Here is a 19,189-nt window from a genome sequence, read left to right on the forward strand (position 1 = left end):
CACAGATTCTGTGCGGTAGCCATGCCTAAAGGATAAGGATATTCAATGAACAGAGTCATCTTGGCACACACTCCATTAGCTGATGATGCCTTGTTATTTAAGTCACTCATTGGAAATGAAAAAATCTCCGAACTCTATTCATTTGAAATCGAACTCTTAAGTGTCAATAGCAGTATTAATCTTAGAGATTTATTAGGAAAAACCCTAACCATAGAATTACGTTCAAACTCATCTTCCACCCGCTACTTAAATGGCTATATCACTCGTATGACGCTCGTCGGTAGAGAGTCTGGCGGTGATCGCTATTATGTTTACCGTGCAACTGTTCAACCAGGCTTATGGTATTTGACACAAAACAGGGATTTCCGCATTTGGCAGGAAAAGTCCATTCCTGAAATTATTTCCAGCATCCTTTCCAACTATCAAATCCAACTAGAGAACAAACTCACCAGCCGCTATCGCCAGTGGGGCTATTGCGTCCAGTATCAGGAGAGTGACTTCAACTTCATTAGTCGGTTAATGGAACACGAAGGGATTTATTACTACTTCCGTCACGACATGGGCAGCCATACGATGGTGCTTGCAGACGCGCCGCAATCGCACCAAAAACTGGAAGGTTATGAAATTATTCCCTACCAACTGACAGATACCGGGGTAAGTACCACTCTCAATGGTATCCAAAGTTGGAGTGTTTCCGATGCAATCACCCCAAGCCTGTATAGCCTGGATGATTATGATTTCCGTAAACCTCGTGCCTCTCTGCTAGAAACCCGCCAAAACCCAACCTCTTTTGCTGGTGATAAAGCAGAAGTGTTCGACTGGCCAGGGCATTTTACCGATCACGACCATGGCCAATTCTACGCACGCGTTCGCCAGCAGGAATTTGAAGCCCAACACGAAAGGATGACTGGCACGGGTTCGACTCTGGGTATTGCTCCCGGCAATACCTTTACCCTTTCCAACGCCCCACGGGTTGAAGATCAGCGCGAATACCTGACGATTGAGGCTCACTATTTCCTGACCGAAAGCAGTTATTCCAGCGACGATGTGAGCAGCGCTGAGCACCGTACCGAATTTACCGTCGTACCTAGCAATGTAAATTGGCGCCCTGCCCGCATGACTCCCTGGCCAAAAACGCATGGCCCTCAAACCGCAGAGGTTGTTGGGCCAGAAGGCCAACCTATCTGGACGGATAAATATGGCCGCGTGAAATTAAAGTTCCGCTGGGATCGGCATGGTAAAGGTGACGAGAGCGGTTCCTGTTGGGTACGTGTTTCCAGTTCCTGGGCTGGCTGGAAATATGGTGGCGTACAAATTCCCCGAGTGGGTGAAGAAGTCGTGGTGGATTTCATCAACGGCGATCCTGACCGCCCGCTGATCACCGGCCGCGTCTATAACGAAGACAGCATGCCACCTTGGGATCTACCGAACGACGCCACCAAAATGGGCTTTATGTCACGTAGCACCAATGGCAGCGCAGACAATGCCAGCTATTTATTCTTTGAAGATGCCCCAGGTCGTGAATCCCTTGATATGCATGCCGAAGACAAAATGAATATCTCCGTCGAAGGCGATCAAAATATTACCATTGATGGCACCAGAACAACGCATATCGGTGGGCAGCAGTTCGATACTGTGATGGGTGATGCCATTTTTGCCTATAATTCAAAACGTGATATCACCGTTAAAGAACTTGAGAAGAACACTTTCAATAATAAACAGCAGGTTGAGATCGCCAGCGGTCGAGAGTTTACTATCAAAAGCGGTGGGGATATTGTTAACATTACGGGTGATATTACCAGGACGTTTAATGGCAATATTACAGAAAATACCACAGGGAATGTTAACCAGACGACCAAAGGAGATGTTACTCAGACAACCAACGGTGATATAACCCAAACAACAACTGGAAATATCACCCAAACCATAACTGGGGATATCAAACAGGTAACAACCGGTGACATAGCTGAAACCACCACTGGCAATATAACGGAAACAGTTACCGGCAATATGACCAATACCGTTACTGGTAACATTTCTTACAATGTTACAGGCAGTTGGACAGCAGAATTTTCAGGCGATGTCTTTATTCATACGCCTGGACTGATCACACTAAAAAGTGACTCTAAGGTTTTTATTGATTCTCCAGAGTTTGAGCATAATGATGTGAAGAAGACGAGCTTTGCACAAGATGCTTATGATTTTCTATTCAATGGTTCTCATTTTAAAGTATTCAATTTATCTCACACAACATTTAGTGTTACTCATACTCCTTTTTTAATAAATAAAACCAATGTGAAGTTCTCTAATGACCCTATGAGCATTCAGGAGTGCGGAGCCTTGATTACTAACGGTGCGTTACGGTATAGCTCAAAAGCCTTGGCAATTTTTTTATAGGTGTGACATGACAAAATTTAAAACTATCATTACTGTAGTCAGTCTTATTGTTATAGCCCCATTTGTGAGCATTGTTGGTTTTCTCAAATTTATCACCGTTGATTTTTTTAGTTATATAAAAAACATCAAGACATCGATTAGTGTATTACGCGAAGGTAAATCAGCCGTTGGCGAGATTATCTCTCTATCTCAAACAAACGCATGGGATGGTAACAGACCTATCTGTGAGTTATATATCAAATTTATCGACAACCAAAATACCGAAAGAATGGCCATTACAAAGACAGCAATCAAGATAGTAGACATTCAAAATTACCAAAAAGGAAGTTTTATTGACATAAAATACAACCCAAATAACTTAAGCGAAATCGCAGTTAACGATAAGAATATTTTTCTTTAAGCTATTGTAATAAATCTATGAGAAAGGTGATAAGCCTATTTCATTTTAATTCTATTACACGGATGTAGAAAAACAATGAAAGTCATCAAACCACTACGGCTAAGTATCCTGAATCGCCCCTATCGATGGCAGGAAAAAAACTATCTCGGCGTTTCCGTGCTGGCGTTAGCCGATATGGGGAGTACCCCACGTCTGCGCCCTGAACCAGAACTGTGGCAGCTTGCCGAAAAGGAGCTGCAAGCCAGCGGCAGCATTGTCGATCTCGCGATCCCCAAAGCCTGTGCCGAGTTCCTCGCCACGGGTTATGCCTATACCCACCATCAGGAAGATAAAACCGCCTGTGCGGTAAGGATCCAGGTAGAACAACGCGAAAAAACGCTGGTTGCGTTTGGCGAACGCCACTGGGTTAACAATACCCCTTCTTCACCTCTCCCTTTTCAACAAATGCGTCTGGACTGGAGCCGTGCATTCGGTGGGCCAGAACACCCCGACAATCCCCATGGGATCGGAGCCAGTCCAGAACCATTTGAAAACACACAGATTCATCGTCTGCCAAATGTCGAACCTTTGCACCACCGCCTTACCTCACCGCACCAGCAACCAGAGCCAGTAGGCTTTAGTTCGTTGGATCTGACATGGCCACGCCGGTTTTCCCGTATTGGCAAAAAGTATGATGCCCACTGGTTACAACATGAGTTCCCTGGCTTCGCGCGTGATATCGACTGGCGCTTATTTAATGCCGCACCGCAGGATCAGTGGTGGGAAAATCTCGATGAGCTTCCGCCCGAAGCACCATGGCACATCTGGAATATGCATCCGGAAAAACCGCTGCAAGAAGGCCGCCTCCCTGCGTGGCGCTCCCGCTGTTTTATCAATCGATTACGGGGTGACGAAGAGATATTTGAGGAAATTGCCCTGCGTAATACCACGGTATGGTTTTTCCCACATCTTGAACAGATGCTGCTGATCTGGCATGGCAGCGCCCGGATCAATGAAGACGATGCCGCTGACGTTTTACAGCTCATGCCCGCGCTGGAGCAGAGCGGTTCACCGCGCTCAATAAACCATTACCGCAAGGTGCTGCGCCAACGTCTGGATAAAAAGAGAGGGGTTCTATTTTCGTTCCGTGAAAAAGATCTGCTCCCCGAAAACGCTATCGGCCCCTGGCTGGATACCGAACTCCCTGTCAGTGAGAGTCCGATGCGCAGCAATATGCAAAACCGTGAGCAACGCCTGCGTGAAGAACATCGCGAGCGCATGGAACAACGGGGGCAGGATATTCATACGGTTATCCCCGCTTTCGAAGCCACAAAGATGCCTGCTTTGGCCGATCTCCCGGAATTCGTCGAAAAGATAGAGCAGCAAGTCGAAAAGATACGCGAAGAAGCCAAGGCCAAAGCCCTAGCACATGGTGTCGATCTTGATACCCCCCCCGCGCAGGCCAACACACCCAAGGGCCCAGAAAGTCTGCACCGCATGCTGGATATAATTCATCGCAATAAACACGGTATGTCAGATAAAAAACTGGCACAAACTGAACATTCGCTGCACCAAATGTATTTGATGTCGGTACAGGCGCAGAGCCCGGCCCAAAAATTGAAAGGCGATATCGCCCAGATTATCCGCAATCGCGCACAACTAACGATGAGCCGCGGCGGCAATTTCAGCGGGTTGGATTTTACCGGTGCCGATCTCTCCGGGATGGATCTGCGCGGCGCGGATTTCTCCAAAGCGCTGCTGGAAAGTGCCAACCTCAGCCACTGCCAGTTGGATGGTGCCAACTTCAGTGACGCCATGCTGGCACGGGCAGATATCACTCAGGCCTCCCTGTGCGAGGTGATTTTGGACAATGCCAGCCTGTCGCTGGCGCAATGTCGTGATAGCAACTTCACCGGTGCCAGTCTAAAGAACGTACAGCTACAGCAAACGCTGCTGGAAAACTGCATCTTTGATAACGCCACGCTCGGGGAGTTGATGCTGTATCAGACCTATCTCTCCCGCTGTCGTTTCCATCAGGCCCGGATTGAAAACACCCTTTTTCTGGAACTGACCGCGCCCGCGCTGGATTTCTCACATGCCCATCTGATCAAGGTGGCTTTTATCAAATGCACTCTGGAACAGGCTACCTTCGACCATGCCATATTGGACAGTTGTTCCTGGGTTGATACCTCGGTAACAGACAGCCGTTTTCAGGGAGCCAAGCTGCTGACCTGTGCCTTCGCTGCGCAGACCATCCTCACCGGCGCGGATTTCCGTGATGCAACGCTAACCCAGTGCAATCTGCGCCTTATGCCATTGAGCGGAGCCTCTTTCCATAAGGCAAAACTGGATAACAGCGATCTGAGTGAGGCTAACTGCCAACAGGCCGATATGAGCAAAATGAATGCCATCGGTAGCCTGTTTATACGCACGGATTTGCGTGGCGCCACACTGAACGACAGCAATTTAATGGGCGCACTGATGCAAAAATGCAATTTCAGCGGTGCAGATTTACGCGGGGCCAACCTGTTTCGCACGGACATGTCGCAATCAACCATCGATGCCACCAGCAAGATTGATGGCGCTTACACCCAGCGCACCAAAACGCTGCCAAAGCGTGACAAGGAACTGATATGAAAACGCTGACGCCCACGGAACTACAACAAAAAATCAAACAGGGTGAACCGGTACAGAACGTTTCCGTTGCCGGTCAATCGTTGGCAGGGCTGGATTTCTCTGGTGGCATTATCAGCGAAGCGGATTTCAGTGGCGCGGATTTCAGCGGCGCCAATCTGCATGAAACGGTATTCAATGAATGCCAACTGACCGCTGCCAAATTCGTGCAAGCCAGGTTAAAACAGACGGTGTTCAATCAGTGCGAGATGACTAACAGCCAGTTTAATCAAACCGCCCTGAGTGACAGCACGTTCAACCAATGCCCGTTGGATAACGCCAACTTCAGCCACAGCCAGCATGATAAAACGCAGTTTATGCAGGGATCGTTACAGGCCGCCAGCTTCAGCCATGCCCATTTGGATCGCGTCACCTTCTACCAATCGGCGCTAACGCAGGCAAAACTGGATAATATCGACAGCGTCTTGACCACCTTTTTCCGTCTTGATCTGCGCGAAACCGATTTCAGCGCCAGCCAGTTTGATCGGGCAGCGTTCTTCGAATGCGATCAACGCGGCAAAAACTATCAGCACCAGCATTTTCGCGGCTGTCAGTTCACTGATAACCAATTGGATGACGCTGATTTTTCCCATTGCCAGCTTATCCAGTGCAATTTCAAAGGCGCTTCACTGCAACGCGCGCGGCTTCAGGGAATCAACGCCAGTCAGGCCCTGTTTCTTAGCGCTAATCTGGCTGAAGCGCAGTGCCAACACAGCCTGTTCGATCAGGCCATTTTTGTCTCGGCCTGCCTGGATCGCGCGGATTTCTCCCATTGCCGGCTCTTTCAAACGGTATTACAGCAGGTTCGCGCAGAGAGTACGTCCTTCAAGAGCAGCGATCTGACCTATGCCGATTTCTCTTACGCTGACCTCAGGGCCGCAGATTTTCGTCATGCCCATTTTATGCGCAGCCGTTTTCATCGCGCTCACCAAATGGGCTCTCACTTTTCCGATCGCCATGGAATTCTGGAGAGTGATCCAGAATTGCTGCACGCAGAAATCTGGAGCGCCCAGCGCCAGAGCCGAATCTAATAAGGAAGACCATGACCCCTGCAATCACCCCCTACACGCTTCCCGTAACGCCGCCGCAACAAGCCGCCGGGCAAGTCGTTAACCTGCTCAGCGACGGTACGCTGATGGTTGAAAGCGAAGGCCGCGGCTGGCACTGCCACCGGGCCGCCAGTTGTCTGCTGACACCAGAGTTCGGCGATCGCGTCCTGATCGCCAGCGCGGATGGGCAGCTATGGCTTCTGGCCGTGTTAGCACGGGCAGGAAGCCAGCAGCCCGCCGTGCTCAGCGTCGAAGGCGATTTACAGATTGCCCCCCAGGGCAATCTCAGTCTGGATAGCCAGGCGTTGAACATCACGGCAAAAACCAGTGATTGCCATATTGAGGCGATGAATTACAGCGGTGAGTCGCTCACCGCCTGGCTCAGCCTGTCTCGCATCGTGGGCAGGCAGTGTGAATCCGTCTGGCAAGCCGTCACCCAAATCAGCCACCGACTCTTGCGCAGAACCACACAAATGGAGCAGGTTCGCGCGGGCCAGTTGGATATGCAGGCCGAGGATTACCTGCGCATGCACGCGCAGAACACCATTATTACCTCCAAAGCCATCACTAAAATCGATTCAGAACAGATCCATATGGGGTAACACCATGTTTGCCAATTGCCAATTACAGGGCCTCGACCTGGCATTTCCCGACGTTTGCGTAACACCTACGCCAACACCAACTCCTGTCCCTTATCCAGACATGGCCACAGGGCAAACCGCTATCCCTAATGCCTTCAACATTCTGTTTATGGGGATGCCAGCCCATAACATGACCACGGTTATCCCCCTCACCAATGGGGATAACGTTGGCATCGCAACGGGCGTAGCGTCTGGCACAGTCATGGGGCCATCACGCCACACTACCGGTGCGTTTACCATGTTAGTGAAAGGGACACCAGCAACGCGTTTAACCAGTATCAGCCTGCAAAATTCAACCAATATGGCCGGCATGCGCACCATACCCAGCCAGTTTAAAATTATGATACTTGCGTCCTAACCCTTAACTGAGTGAGTTATTGCAACTCCAAAAGAGACCAAGAGGCACTTGTGAAAATACGGATTTCGCTACTACTGCTTTCGCTGCTGCTTACCGCTTGTGCTAAACGCACAGAGCCTGCGATCGTTGCCGATGCTTTGGTCAGCCATCAGGTGGATGGCGTGACATTGACACACCGCACCACCATTTCCCCACCAGCACAGTTCAAACCGATCAATAAAAAGTATCGCAGCCTGTACAGCGCCAGCCTGATGAGCGAGCCGAGATACAACGGCCAAGTGCTCGGCAGGCTGAAAAATGCCACCCCTTTCTTCGCTTTGGGCGAAGTAGAAAATAAATGGTTGGCCATCTCGCAGGAGCCAGGAGGGGAACTGATGGGTTATATCCAGGGCAATGCCGGGGTTGCTGAAAGCCAATACCGGGCGGAGATCCGTAAAGATCGCCCCCGAACCCACCATGCTAGCGCCACAAAGGGGGCTGAAAACTGCGTGACCCTGGGTAAGAACAGCAAAGCCTGTCAAGACACCAAGTCAGCCACTTGGATCCTTGAATAATCCACCGTTGATGATGAGAGACATCATGATCAAATCACAATCCATCCAGCGCTGTTGGCCTCTGCTGTTATTGATTTTCACCGTATCTCTGCTCAGCGGCTGTATGTCCTCCGCGAAAAGCGTGCCATCACGCTACAGCCTGATGTTTGATGCCGATTCGCAGATCAACGCGGGCGACGGCCAAGCTTCGGCCCCCGTCAAAGTTCGCGTGTTGCTGCTACGTTCTGATGCTGAATTTATGGAAACCGACTTCTTTACCCTGCAAGGCGATGTGAAAAGCGTACTCGGTAACAGCCTGATTGAAAGCGATCAATTCTTCCTGGCTCCAGGGCAAAAAGGCAAAACCCTGGCTGGGCAAAGTACGCTGGATGCGCGTTATATCGGCATTATTGCCGAATACCGCGAGTTGGACGGTAAAACCTGGCGCCTTTCATTGCCGCTGCCCAAACCCACCGAAACTAACTTCTACAAGATATGGCAATTATCCCCTGATGAACTGACCGCTCATATCGTGGTTACGGCCAGCGGCCTGCAAGCCCCCCATGGTCAGGACCGATAATTTATGACTCAAGCCACCCAATGGGATAACCCACTGATCCTCACCGCTAACCCACTGTTGAACGCAATTTTGCAGATCCGCCAGTCGGCAACCCATGCCGATCCGGCGCAGCTTCGCCAGCAGTTGATTGATGAAGTACGCCACTTCGAGGTACGCGCCAAAAGGGAAAACCTGACCTATGAAGTGATCATCGGGGCTCGCTATTGCCTGTGTACGGCGCTGGATGAAGCGGCGGCCTTAACGCCTTGGGGCAGTAACAGCGTCTGGTCCGGTAGTGGCTTGTTGGTGACGTTCCATAATGAAACCTGGGGCGGCGAAAAGTTTTTCCAACTGCTGGCCAAGCTTTCACAGAACCCACGCGAACATATTCAACTGCTGGAACTGATCAACTACTGCCTGCTGCTGGGTTTTGAAGGCCGTTATCGGGTGATCGAAAACGGCCGTTCCCAGTTAGAAACCATCAAACAGCGCCTGTTACAGATGATACGTTCGGTGCGGGGCAGTTATGCCACCGCACTCTCGCCCAATGCGCGGGATCTCCCTGTATTGCAAAAACACTGGCGTCCCTTGGTGCCGCTTTGGGCCTGCGCGGCGCTGACGGGGTTTATTGCCTCATTGCTCTTTATTGTTCTCAACTGGCGCCTGGGCGAAACGACCTCTCCCGTGCTGGCCTCCATTTATCAGGCCAATCTGCCGCAAATGACCATCAGCAATCCGGCACCCACGCCGCCACCGATGCTGGATCTGAAAGGTTTTCTGCATCAGGAGATTACCGAAGGTTTGGTCGCGGTGCGTGATGAGGCGCAGCAAAGCGTGGTGATCCTCAAGGGCGATGGGCTATTTGACTCTGCGGCGACCACGGTACGTACGGAATATATTCCGGTCATTGATCGGATCGCCAGCGCCATGAATGGCGTCAGCGGCAAAATTCTGGTAACGGGATACAGCGATAACCTGCCGATCCGCAGTGCCCGCTTTGCCTCTAACTGGGAGCTTTCGCTGGCGCGTGCCGCGTCCGTCACCGCACAACTGCAAAAACACCTGGATGATCCACTGCGGGTTAAAACGGAAGGCCGCGGCGAGAGCAATCCGGTCGCGGAAAATAGCAGCGAAGAGCACCGGGCCTTAAACCGCCGGGTCGAAATTACCCTGTTGGTTGCACCAGGAAACACACAGGCAGAACTCAACCGATCGCAGCAAGGGAACGGACAGTAATGTTCAGAACGTTATTCTCCATTATCACCAGTCGCCTGCTCTGGGGGGCGATAGGCATTACCGCATTGGCATTTATTATCTGGGTGATAGGCCCACTGCTCGCCATCGGCGACTATCGGCCCCTTGAGCCAGAATTGAACCGGCAGATCGCTATCGGCATTATTTATCTGCTCTGGGCTTTGTTACGCATCATTCCGCGTATTTACAGTATCTGGTTCAACAGCAAGCTGCTGAGCAACCTACGGGCTACCCAGGAAATCCCCAAGGGGCAGGCCAAAGCCGTGCCTCAGCAGGATCCCCTGCTGTCCCAGCGGTTTGATGAAGCGGTGCAACTGTTAAAAAAAGCCCGCTTCGCCCCAGGGCAAGGGGGCAAATACCCTTGGCTGAACCGCTTTAATCACCAGTATCTCTATCAACTGCCCTGGTATGTCATCATCGGGGCACCCGGTGCCGGGAAGACCACCGCGCTGAGCAACTCGGGGCTGCACTTTCCACTGGCGGAAAGCTTTGGCCAATCCGCCCTGCGCGGCGTCGGTGGCACACGTAACTGCGACTGGTGGTTTACCAATGAGGCGATTTTGCTGGATACCGCCGGGCGCTACACCACGCAGGAAAGCCAGCGTCTAGAAGACGCCGAAGAGTGGAAAAGCTTCGTCGAACTGTTAAAAAAATACCGCGCCCGTCAGCCTATTAACGGGGTGATCATCACCATTAGCGTGGCCGATTTGCTGAGCGAAAGCAGTGAAGCGCTCGCCAAGCAGGCAGATGCCCTACGCAAAAGGCTGATCGAACTGCATCAGCAGTTAGGTATTCGCTTTCCGGTGTATGTGATGGTCACCAAAACCGACTTACTGAACGGTTTCATGGCTTATTTCAGCCAGTTCGATAAAGCACAGCGCGAGCAAATCTGGGGATTTACCTTCCCTTACGAACAGTCTCGCCAGGCTGATTTTGACCTCAATCAGGCTTTCGAATCACAGTATGCCCTGTTACAGCAACGGCTGAACGCGGCCCTGCCAGAGACCATTTTACTCGAGCATGATGTTCGGCAACGCGCTGGATGTTACCTGTTCCCGCAGGAATTTGCGGCTTTGCGCCCCTTGCTGCACCACTATCTGGAGCGGGTTTTCAGCCGCTCCAACTTTGAAAGCTGTTTCACTCCCCGTGGCATCTATTTCACCAGTGGCACCCAGGAAGGTTTGCCCTTTGACCGCGTGATGGGGGAGTTGAATCGCTATTTACAACTGTCCACCGCTCCATCAGCAGAAACGGCGCACTCCCATTGGAACAGCCTCAGTCATGAAGCGCCGATCCCCGCGGCCAAAGGCCAAAGTTTTTTCCTCAAGGATATGCTGGAAACGGTGATCTTTCAGGAAGCGGGCCTGGCGGGGAGCAATCGCTGGTGGGAATACCGTAACCGTGCTTTGCACTGGGCTGGTTATCTCTCTCTGGTGAGCCTGCTGGTCATTCTGGCAAGCGGCTGGTTTATCAGCTATGGCAATAACAAAGAGTACCTGACAGAAATAGCGGCTAAAGTGCCGCAGTTGGAGCACCAAGGGCAAGGGCTGACTCAGCTGGATTTTGGCGATATGTTGCCCCTGCTCCCGTTCCTTAACGGCATTCTGAATTTACCCGAAAGACGGCATTTTTCACTGCAAGATCCCCCCCTCTCTTACCGTATGGGATTGTACCGGGGCGAGCAGCTCAGCTATGCCAGCAATGCGCTCTACCAAAAGGCGCTCAAAGAGCTGCTGCTGCCACAGGTAGCGCAGCAGATCATCCTCACGCTGCGCCAGGACAATCACAGCGATGCAGATTTCAGCTATGAAGCGTTAAAAGCGTATCAAATGCTCTATCTGCCAAAACAATATGATGGAAAATTTCTGCGTGCCTGGGTGATGCTTAACCTGCGGCGCCATCTGCACCAGGGCGTCACGCAACAACAGTTAGAGCGGTTGGAGTGGCATTTAGCCCAATTGCTTGACGATCAAATCCAGTCCTCACCTTATGCCAAAGATGAGTCGCTTGTGGCACAGGCGCAATCTCTCCTCGGGCGTTCGTCTCTCCCCCAGCGGGTCTATAGCCGTTTGAAGCGTTTACTGTTGCAGCAAACCGAGATCAAGCCGGTCAGCCTGGTGGATTTAGCCGGGCCACAGGCAGAGTTGGCTTTTACGCGCAAAAGTGGCAAACCCGTGACCGAAAGCATACCTGGGCTTTTTACTTCGCAAGGCTACTGGAAAGCGTTTGATAACAACATCAGCCAAGTCACGGAAACGCTGCGTCAGGAAGATAGCTGGGTGCTGAATGCTCGCACGGCGTCGGAACAAAAAAGTGCCGACCTGACAAAAACGGTACGCCAACTCTATATGCAGGATTTTATCGCCGTTTGGGATGCGCTGCTGGCGGATATACAGCTGGCGAATATCAGTGAGCTAAGCCAGCGCATCAGCAGCGCGCGTTTGCTTTCTGGCAACCCTTCCCCTATGCGCAACCTGTTGGTGAACCTAAGGCAATACGTCACCCTGCGTGACGAGAAGAGTGACGCCGATCGGCGCTCGTTGCTGGGGAAAGCCGAAGACAAGCTGAATCAGGGGGCTAATCACACGCTGGAGACGCTCTTTGCTACGCGCCCGGTCAACGCTGATGGGGATGTCTCCGCACAGCCGGAACAGGTGGTCATGGCACACTTTGCACCTTTGCTGGAGCTGGCACAGAGTCAGGGAGAAGACGACAAAACCATCCCATTTGATGCCGTACTCAAGCAGGTTGATGACCTCTACAATTACCTGACAGCGGTTCAGGGCGCGGCCAACAGCGGTATGACCGTTCCCCCCAGCGATATTATTCCACGTTTACAGGCAGAGTCTGGGCGCTTACCTATTCCGTTCAAACAAATGCTGTTGTCGCTGGCTATTGGTGCCAGCAGCGATACCCAAAGCAAAGAGATGGAGAATATCAAAAAGCGCATCAGCGTTGAGGTTGGCAGCTTCTGCCGCCAGGCGATTGCGGGCCGTTATCCGCTTAACCCTCGATCGCAGCAGGATGTGACGCCGGACGATTTGGCGCGGATGTTTGCCCCCAATAGCGGCCTGATGGACAGTTTTTTTCGTGACAACCTACAAGGGAAAGTCGATACCACCCGCCCTATCTGGCGTTTTACGCCGGGCGTCGATGGCAAAACCCTGCCCGGAGGAGAGGGCATTCTGCCCTCATTCCAGCAGGCCCAACGCATTCGGGATGCCTTCTTTGCCAACGGCACTGCGGTGCCCTCTTACCGGGTCACCATACGGCCAGTACGCATGGATAACGCGATCCTGAACCTGACGCTGGACATCGACGGCCAGTTGTTCAAGTACAGTCACGGCCCGCAAGTCCCGCTGGTGGTGAGTTGGCCGGGCACCCGCAATACCAATCAGGTGCACTTGCAATTGTCCTTGGCGAACGGCACCACCGCCAGCATGGTGACCACGGGGCCATGGGCGCTTAACCGCCTGGTCGATCGGGCAAAATCGTCTGATAACGGCAGTACGCTGGGCCGACAGGCGACCTTTAATCTGGATGGGCAAAGTGTGACGTTGGAGTTTACCCCCAACAGCATTCGCAATCCTTTCCAGCTACCTGCATTTTCCTGCCCGTAGCCCGAGAGGTGATGATGATGGTTCACAACCCAAACCTAACCACGCAAATTGGCTGGTATGGCAAAGTGCCTGCTGAGGGGGATTTTCTCCAGCGCCGTCTGCCCCAGGCGGTCGTTAACCGCTGGGCCGATTGGTTTCACAGCGGCTTACTGAATCTGCAACAGGAATGGCCTGGCAACAGCACACATCCCTTCGAGCAGGCTCCGGTCTGGAACTTTGTCATACCCGCCCCGCTGGGCAATCAGTATGTACAAATGGGCTGCGTGCTCCCCGCCCGTGACCGCGTAGGCCGTTACTACCCCGTTTGTGCGATGCGCCTGTGGAACCTGAATGACTGGCACCAGCGACAGTTGCATACCGCGGCCCAGTGGTATCACCAACTCGGCCAGACGCTCTTGAATGGCGTACGTAACGGTTGCTCCGCCGCGCAAATTGACCAGGCGCTGCTCGCCCTGCCAGAGTTGCCGATTCCCACCGCTACAGGGGAGTCAGAGATTCTCTCAATTATCGGTTTACCTCATCAGCCAGAGAACAGACTGGTGTGGCAGCAAGCCGCTGATAGCTTTGAGCCCGCGCAATACATCAGCTTTTGGTGGCCCCATCAAGCCGATGTTCGCCCATTCTCGCCCCATGCACACAGCGGCAATCTTACCGTGCAGTTGTTCTCGTTACTGTTTAATCCCGAGGGTTGTTCAAGCGCTGGCCGTGGCGGTCAGTACCCACAACTATTTGATTAAATTAATTTTTCAAAGGTAATCCCGTTGCCGCCTACCTGTATCACATATTTTGGGTATGCGCCTTAATCAGCAGGAATGACTTATGCGATTTGCTATTGTAAAAAACAAAAATGGTCAGGTTCCCCCACAAACCAGCTGTGACTTCCTGCCGCCAGGCGGAACCATAGGCCGCAGCGTGGATAATAATCTGGTGTTGCCAGATGAAGAGCGAGCCATCTCTCGCCTGCAAGCCATCGTACATATTTCGGTTGATGGTGGATGCCGTATTACCAACCGTGGCAATGTCACCAACGTGCAGCTCAATAATATTCCGCTAGAACGTGGCCGCCAGGTTGAATTGCAGGACGGCGATATGCTGGGTATTGATGATTATCAGATTCAGGTCAGCAGTCTACAGCCAGCGTCTGTACCGGCCCCCACCACGGCCAGCAGCGTCAATATTGAGCCGGTGGTTACACCCAACACGGTGTCGGTGCCCAATGAGATCTGGGATAGCCTGATACAGGAATTCCCCCCAGGAGAGATCTCCCCAGCGCCGGCCAGTTACCACGATAATCACCATCCGTTACTGGCGGAACCCCGCGTCGAGCTGAACCCTAACGACCCACTGGAACAGCTGACCGGCAATATCGATCTACAGCATTTGCAAACCAGACCGATCGACCCGGCCACGTTATTCAACGCTGATACCCCCTTTGACCAGGTGCATATTCTGGCTGATACCACGCCAAGCACCTTGCTGGCAGAGAGCCATATGCCTGAACCTGTTCCCTCAATGGAAAACCACGCCAGCGCGCAAGAGCTGGATCCCCTGGCTCTGTTTGGCACCTCATCCGCTCCAGCAGCCGTGTCGGATAGCCAAAACGGTGAGGATCCGCTCGGCCTGCAACTCAGCAGTGCCGTACCATCGGCAACCCCCCCATTACCCCTCTCGCCGGAAACACCGATCCTGGCGGCCATGACCCAGCCCGAACCGCCAAAGGTTCAGCCCCAGACTGCACCGGCAAAACCGAGGAGCCGCCCAGGAAACCGTTTAGGGATCGATCCTGTTGCCGACTCAATCGATCAACCGCCAAGCCTGCCCGCTTCTAACGGCGAAACGCTGGAAGGACCATTACTGAGGGCCCTACTGCAAGGACTCGGGCTGTATGACCTGCAACCTGCGCCCCACTTTGACGAACAGCAGTTACGCCAGGTGGGGCGTTTGTTGAGCCTGTTTTCACAGGGAACGGTGGCGTTACTCTCTTCCCGCTCGATCCTCAAGCGTGGCGTCAAAGCAGAAATGACCATGATCCTCGATGAAGCCAACAACCCCTTCAAGCTGTTGCCCTCAGGCAAAACCGTGCTGATGCAAATGTTTGGCAGCAAAATGCCGGGTTTTATCCCACCTGAGCAATCAGTGCGTGATGCGCTGATCGACTTACAGGCTCATCAACTCGGCATGATCGCCGGTATTCGGGCCATTATCGCCGCCATGTTGCAATCCTTTAATCCGGAACTTCTGGAAGAGGCAGCGCGCCAGGAGGGTACGGTACCCCGGCTGGCATTACCTTCCAGCCGCAAGGCCGCGCTGTGGGATTACTTCGTTAAAAGTTACCGAAAAACCTCCGGTGAGCTTGAGGATGATTTCCATACGCTGTTTGGTGAAGCCTTCCTGCATGCCTATGCCGTAGAAGCCAACCAATACAAAGATTCACAGATTAAACCGGAGGCATCATGAATATCACCATCGCCTCTACCTCCAATCAGGGGGAACGCATGACCAATCAGGATCAGATCGGCGAGGTGATCGGCAACCGCTCCGCTTGTTTTGTGGTCTGTGATGGCATTGCCGGTCTACCGGGGGGAGAGATTGCGGCCAAAGTGGCGCGAGACACCATCCTGCGCAATTTTGATGGCGAAAAGCACATGGATGCCCAAAGCATCCGCCAGTACATTTCGCAGGCCAACCAGGCCATTCAGCGGCAACAGCAGCTATCGGCACAGTACAGCAAGATGGGAACCACGCTGGTGAGCCTGTTTGTCGATCGTGACTACCAGCTCGCCTACTGGGCGCACGCCGGCGACAGCCGCCTGTATCTGTTTCGCCGGGGCTATTTGCACGCGATCACTCACGATCACAGCCTGGTGCAGCAAATGGCCGATGCTGGCTATCAGACCAGCGGGATCAACAGCAATCTCCTGTACTTCGCCTTAGGGCTCAATGAGGATCGCGATGCCAGCTATGGCGATGTGCTGCAACTGGAGGACGGTGACGTTTTCCTGCTGTGTACCGACGGTTTCTGGCACAACTTTACTCACAATGAGCTGGAACAGGCGCTGCACATGGTGAATTCACCCGGCGAATGGCTCTCTCTGCTGCAACAAGCCTGGGATAACAATGGCCAAGGTGCCAATTCTGATAACTACAGCGCGATTGCCGTTTGGATTGGCTCGCCGCAAGAAACCACCTTGTTGCACTCACTTGCCGATGCTGAACGTTTTCTTTCCCACAATTAATGCGAACTACGTCCAAGGCCGACTATGAAATATTGGATACCCAGGATACTTGCTCTGCTGATAATCCCTGCTGCACAGGCGGCAAATTATCAGTTGGTACACTCCCCAAGCCTGAAACTTGAAGTTTTTATCGATAATGTCAAAAACAGCTCCCCCGCAAGCTGGTGTGCCAACAGCATTCCACTGCGCATTACTTCAGCGCAAAAAACCGATGCCCAAGTGCTGACTGATTTCCTGCCGCGGGTGGGGATTCTATTAGAAAAACAGTGCCCTAAGGTGACACAACTCCCCTGGCTGCTGACCGACACACAGGGCAATGAGATCGCCTCGGGCAGCGCGAAAAAAAGCCAACGCTGGCAGCCAATAATCCAACCGCCCAAGGCAAAAAGCCCGTCTGGCCCCACGATTCCCGCCGCGGTTGCGGTGACGTCGCCTTTAGCCACGCAAGATACGATTTCATCTTTTGAGTTGCCATCCGGCTGCCAGTTCCGTACCTCTTGGAACGGCGAGGCCGGTGACAGCACCCTATCGGTGCCCGGCACTGACAAGCTGCGTTGTGATAGCCACGGCTTCTTGAACGGCCTTGGCACGATAGTTCTTCAGCAGGGAGGCATTCCACAAACCTACAACATCACTTTTTATCAAGGGTATCCGCTGCTCAAGATTGCCCCAGACGATCGCCCGCTGAATGTGGTCAGTGCGAATGCCCAACGCCTGATCCTGAGCGCTGCGGACAGTGCCCTGGTGCTGCCCTTTAACCCACAGCTACACGCCTGGGCATTTCAGGGGGAAGTGATTATTGAAATGCCGCGCGAACAAGCGGCCACCCAGGCAGAAGTCGACCAGAAAGTCGCCTCCGCCCGCGAGACCTGGCGGCCCTTGATCAACGCACGAGGAATGTCTCTCACGTTCCGTCTGGTGGAAACTCTGGCCGTTGAGCGCGCCGATCCTGCCAGCGGCAGTTATCTGTCCGTTAAGGACGATGCTCATTGATATTTCAGTGCAGAACCACGGGGTTAACTGCCCATTTCAGGCATAACATCAGCCAGCCTTGATTACAGAGAATCGTTATTATGTCAGGACACGAAACAATAAAACCCAATTCAAACAGCTTGCCCATCGGTTATCGTTTCAATGAATTTGAGATCAAGGAAGTCATTGGTGAAGGCGGTTTTGGCATCGTGTATCGAGCCTACGATCACCAGCTAGAACGCATTGTCGCCATCAAGGAGTACATCCCCTCGACGTTGGTTACACGCAATGAAGATCTCACGCTCAGCCTGCGCAGTGAGCGCTTTAGCCACACTTTTCAAGCCGGGCTGAACAGCTTTATTCAAGAAGCGCGCTTGCTCGCGCGTTTTTCACATCCGGCCCTGCTCCACGTTCTGCGTTTCTGGGAGGCAAATGGCACCGCCTACATCGGCACACAGTTTTATACCGGAACCACGCTGAAAAAATTCAAGGCTCAGTATCCAGAGAAGATCAACGAAACCTGGATCCGCAATTTGCTGCCCAGCTTGCTCAGTGCGATCAACACGATCCACCAGGAAGGTTATCTGCACTGCGATATCTCGCTGGACAATATCCAGATCCAGGAAAATCAGTTGCCGGTATTGCTGGATTTCGGTTCTGCCCGCAAAGAGATCGGTAACCTGTCGGATCAAACCGAGATCATGCTCAAACCCGGCTTTGCCCCGATTGAGCAATACACTGAAAATAGCGATGGCGAACAGGGGCCGTGGTCCGATATCTATGCCCTCGGTGCAGTTCTGCATACCTTGATCGTGGATGCGCCTCCTCCCGTCAGCGTGGTGCGCAGCATCGAAGATCACTACCAACCGCTGACTGAGCGCCGTCCGAAAGGGTACTCGTTAGATCTGCTGGATGCGATCGATCGGGCATTGCTGTTAAAGCCCGAAGATCGGCCGCAAACCATTGGTGAAATGGCGGAACGCTTGCACCTGTCGATCGCCAGCGAGAATGAGATCATCAGCACCCAAGCTGCCGCAGCCAGCCCGATGCCCGTAGCCAAAGTGCAAACGGCAGTTACCGCTCACTCTCCCCGCAGCAGCAAACGCTTTCGCCCAATGATGGTCGGCGCAGCTGTGGTTGTCGTGTTACTCGCCGGGCTCACCCTCTGGTTGAGGAGTGATCCATCCACGGCTCCCATAACGGTAGCAACTCCTACACCAGCCACCCCCATTGCAGAACCACAGCCGCCAGCCCCTACAGCGCCTGAACCTGTCGCACCGGCATGGACTGCCGTGGTGTATTTCAAACTGCAACCGGATGAACAACTTAGCATTAATGGCAAACAGCAGAAGGTGATGCCGAACGAAAACGGCCTCGTTTATCTGAAGCTAGCCGCTGGCCAATACCAGGCAGAAGTTCGTACCGCGCAATATCAGTATCAGAAACCGTTTACTATTGACCAGGCAGGAACATGGCTAATTAACACCAAAGATGGCGCTGCGGTGCATTAACGGAGAC

General features: G+C 52.7%; 15 protein-coding genes. All 15 read left to right on the forward strand.

All coding sequences use genetic code 11. From position 1 onward, the window contains the following. Window positions 1-45: 45 nt before the first annotated feature. The 15 genes from AC2A1E_RS03095 to AC2A1E_RS03165 all read left to right on the forward strand — a co-directional run bounded on the left by AC2A1E_RS03095 (window position 46) and on the right by AC2A1E_RS03165 (window position 19,182). Window positions 46-2,397 (forward strand): type VI secretion system Vgr family protein, encoded by a 2,352-nt coding sequence (locus AC2A1E_RS03095; protein ID WP_484382508.1) that lies wholly within the window; start codon window positions 46-48, stop codon window positions 2,395-2,397. A 7-nt stretch (window positions 2,398-2,404) separates the two neighbouring features. Next, entirely contained in the window at window positions 2,405-2,797 is a 393-nt protein-coding gene (locus AC2A1E_RS03100) for a DUF3592 domain-containing protein (RefSeq protein ID WP_484382509.1), read from the forward strand. Window positions 2,798-2,872: 75 nt separating this feature from the next. Then, window positions 2,873-5,413, forward strand: a complete 2,541-nt coding sequence (locus AC2A1E_RS03105) for a DUF2169 family type VI secretion system accessory protein (RefSeq protein WP_484382510.1) — start codon at window positions 2,873-2,875, stop codon at window positions 5,411-5,413. Next, window positions 5,410-6,480 (forward strand): pentapeptide repeat-containing protein, encoded by a 1,071-nt coding sequence (locus AC2A1E_RS03110; protein WP_484382511.1) that lies wholly within the window; start codon window positions 5,410-5,412, stop codon window positions 6,478-6,480. The genes AC2A1E_RS03105 and AC2A1E_RS03110 overlap by 4 nt, the downstream gene beginning before the upstream one ends. Window positions 6,481-6,491: 11 nt before the next feature. Beyond that, the gene (locus AC2A1E_RS03115; protein ID WP_484382512.1) at window positions 6,492-7,100 is read left to right on the forward strand and encodes a DUF3540 domain-containing protein; all 609 of its coding nucleotides are present in this window, start codon (window positions 6,492-6,494) and stop codon (window positions 7,098-7,100) included. Between the two features lie 4 nt (window positions 7,101-7,104). Beyond that, complete coding sequence (locus AC2A1E_RS03120; protein ID WP_484382513.1) at window positions 7,105-7,497, forward strand: DUF4150 domain-containing protein; 393 nt, start codon at window positions 7,105-7,107, stop codon at window positions 7,495-7,497. 50 nt (window positions 7,498-7,547) lie between these two features. Beyond that, on the forward strand, window positions 7,548-8,051 hold the full coding sequence (locus AC2A1E_RS03125) for a type VI secretion system accessory protein TagV (RefSeq protein ID WP_484382514.1): 504 nt from the start codon (window positions 7,548-7,550) through the stop codon (window positions 8,049-8,051). Between the two features lie 28 nt (window positions 8,052-8,079). After that, on the forward strand, window positions 8,080-8,610 hold the full coding sequence (tssJ, locus tag AC2A1E_RS03130) for a type VI secretion system lipoprotein TssJ (protein ID WP_484382599.1): 531 nt from the start codon (window positions 8,080-8,082) through the stop codon (window positions 8,608-8,610). Window positions 8,611-8,613: 3 nt separating this feature from the next. Then, entirely contained in the window at window positions 8,614-9,825 is a 1,212-nt protein-coding gene (locus AC2A1E_RS03135) for a DotU family type VI secretion system protein (protein ID WP_484382515.1), read from the forward strand. Continuing rightward, window positions 9,825-13,463, forward strand: a complete 3,639-nt coding sequence (gene tssM, locus AC2A1E_RS03140) for a type VI secretion system membrane subunit TssM (protein WP_484382516.1) — start codon at window positions 9,825-9,827, stop codon at window positions 13,461-13,463. The genes AC2A1E_RS03135 and tssM overlap by 1 nt, the downstream gene beginning before the upstream one ends. 17 nt (window positions 13,464-13,480) lie before the next feature. Beyond that, window positions 13,481-14,200, forward strand: coding sequence for a type VI secretion system-associated protein TagF (gene tagF / locus AC2A1E_RS03145; RefSeq protein ID WP_484382517.1), 720 nt, complete (start codon window positions 13,481-13,483; stop codon window positions 14,198-14,200). Between the two features lie 82 nt (window positions 14,201-14,282). Further along, the gene (tagH, locus tag AC2A1E_RS03150) at window positions 14,283-15,920 is read left to right on the forward strand and encodes a type VI secretion system-associated FHA domain protein TagH (RefSeq protein WP_484382518.1); all 1,638 of its coding nucleotides are present in this window, start codon (window positions 14,283-14,285) and stop codon (window positions 15,918-15,920) included. After that, window positions 15,917-16,699, forward strand: a complete 783-nt coding sequence (locus AC2A1E_RS03155; RefSeq protein ID WP_484382519.1) for a PP2C family protein-serine/threonine phosphatase — start codon at window positions 15,917-15,919, stop codon at window positions 16,697-16,699. The genes tagH and AC2A1E_RS03155 overlap by 4 nt, the downstream gene beginning before the upstream one ends. A gap of 24 nt (window positions 16,700-16,723) precedes the next feature. After that, window positions 16,724-17,692, forward strand: a complete 969-nt coding sequence (locus AC2A1E_RS03160; protein ID WP_484382520.1) for a type VI secretion system-associated protein — start codon at window positions 16,724-16,726, stop codon at window positions 17,690-17,692. Between the two features lie 80 nt (window positions 17,693-17,772). Beyond that, on the forward strand, window positions 17,773-19,182 hold the full coding sequence (locus AC2A1E_RS03165; protein WP_484382521.1) for a serine/threonine protein kinase: 1,410 nt from the start codon (window positions 17,773-17,775) through the stop codon (window positions 19,180-19,182). The last annotated feature ends 7 nt before the right edge of the window (window positions 19,183-19,189 follow it).

Source organism: Serratia sp. HNCC26DJ206, from assembly GCF_057180605.1.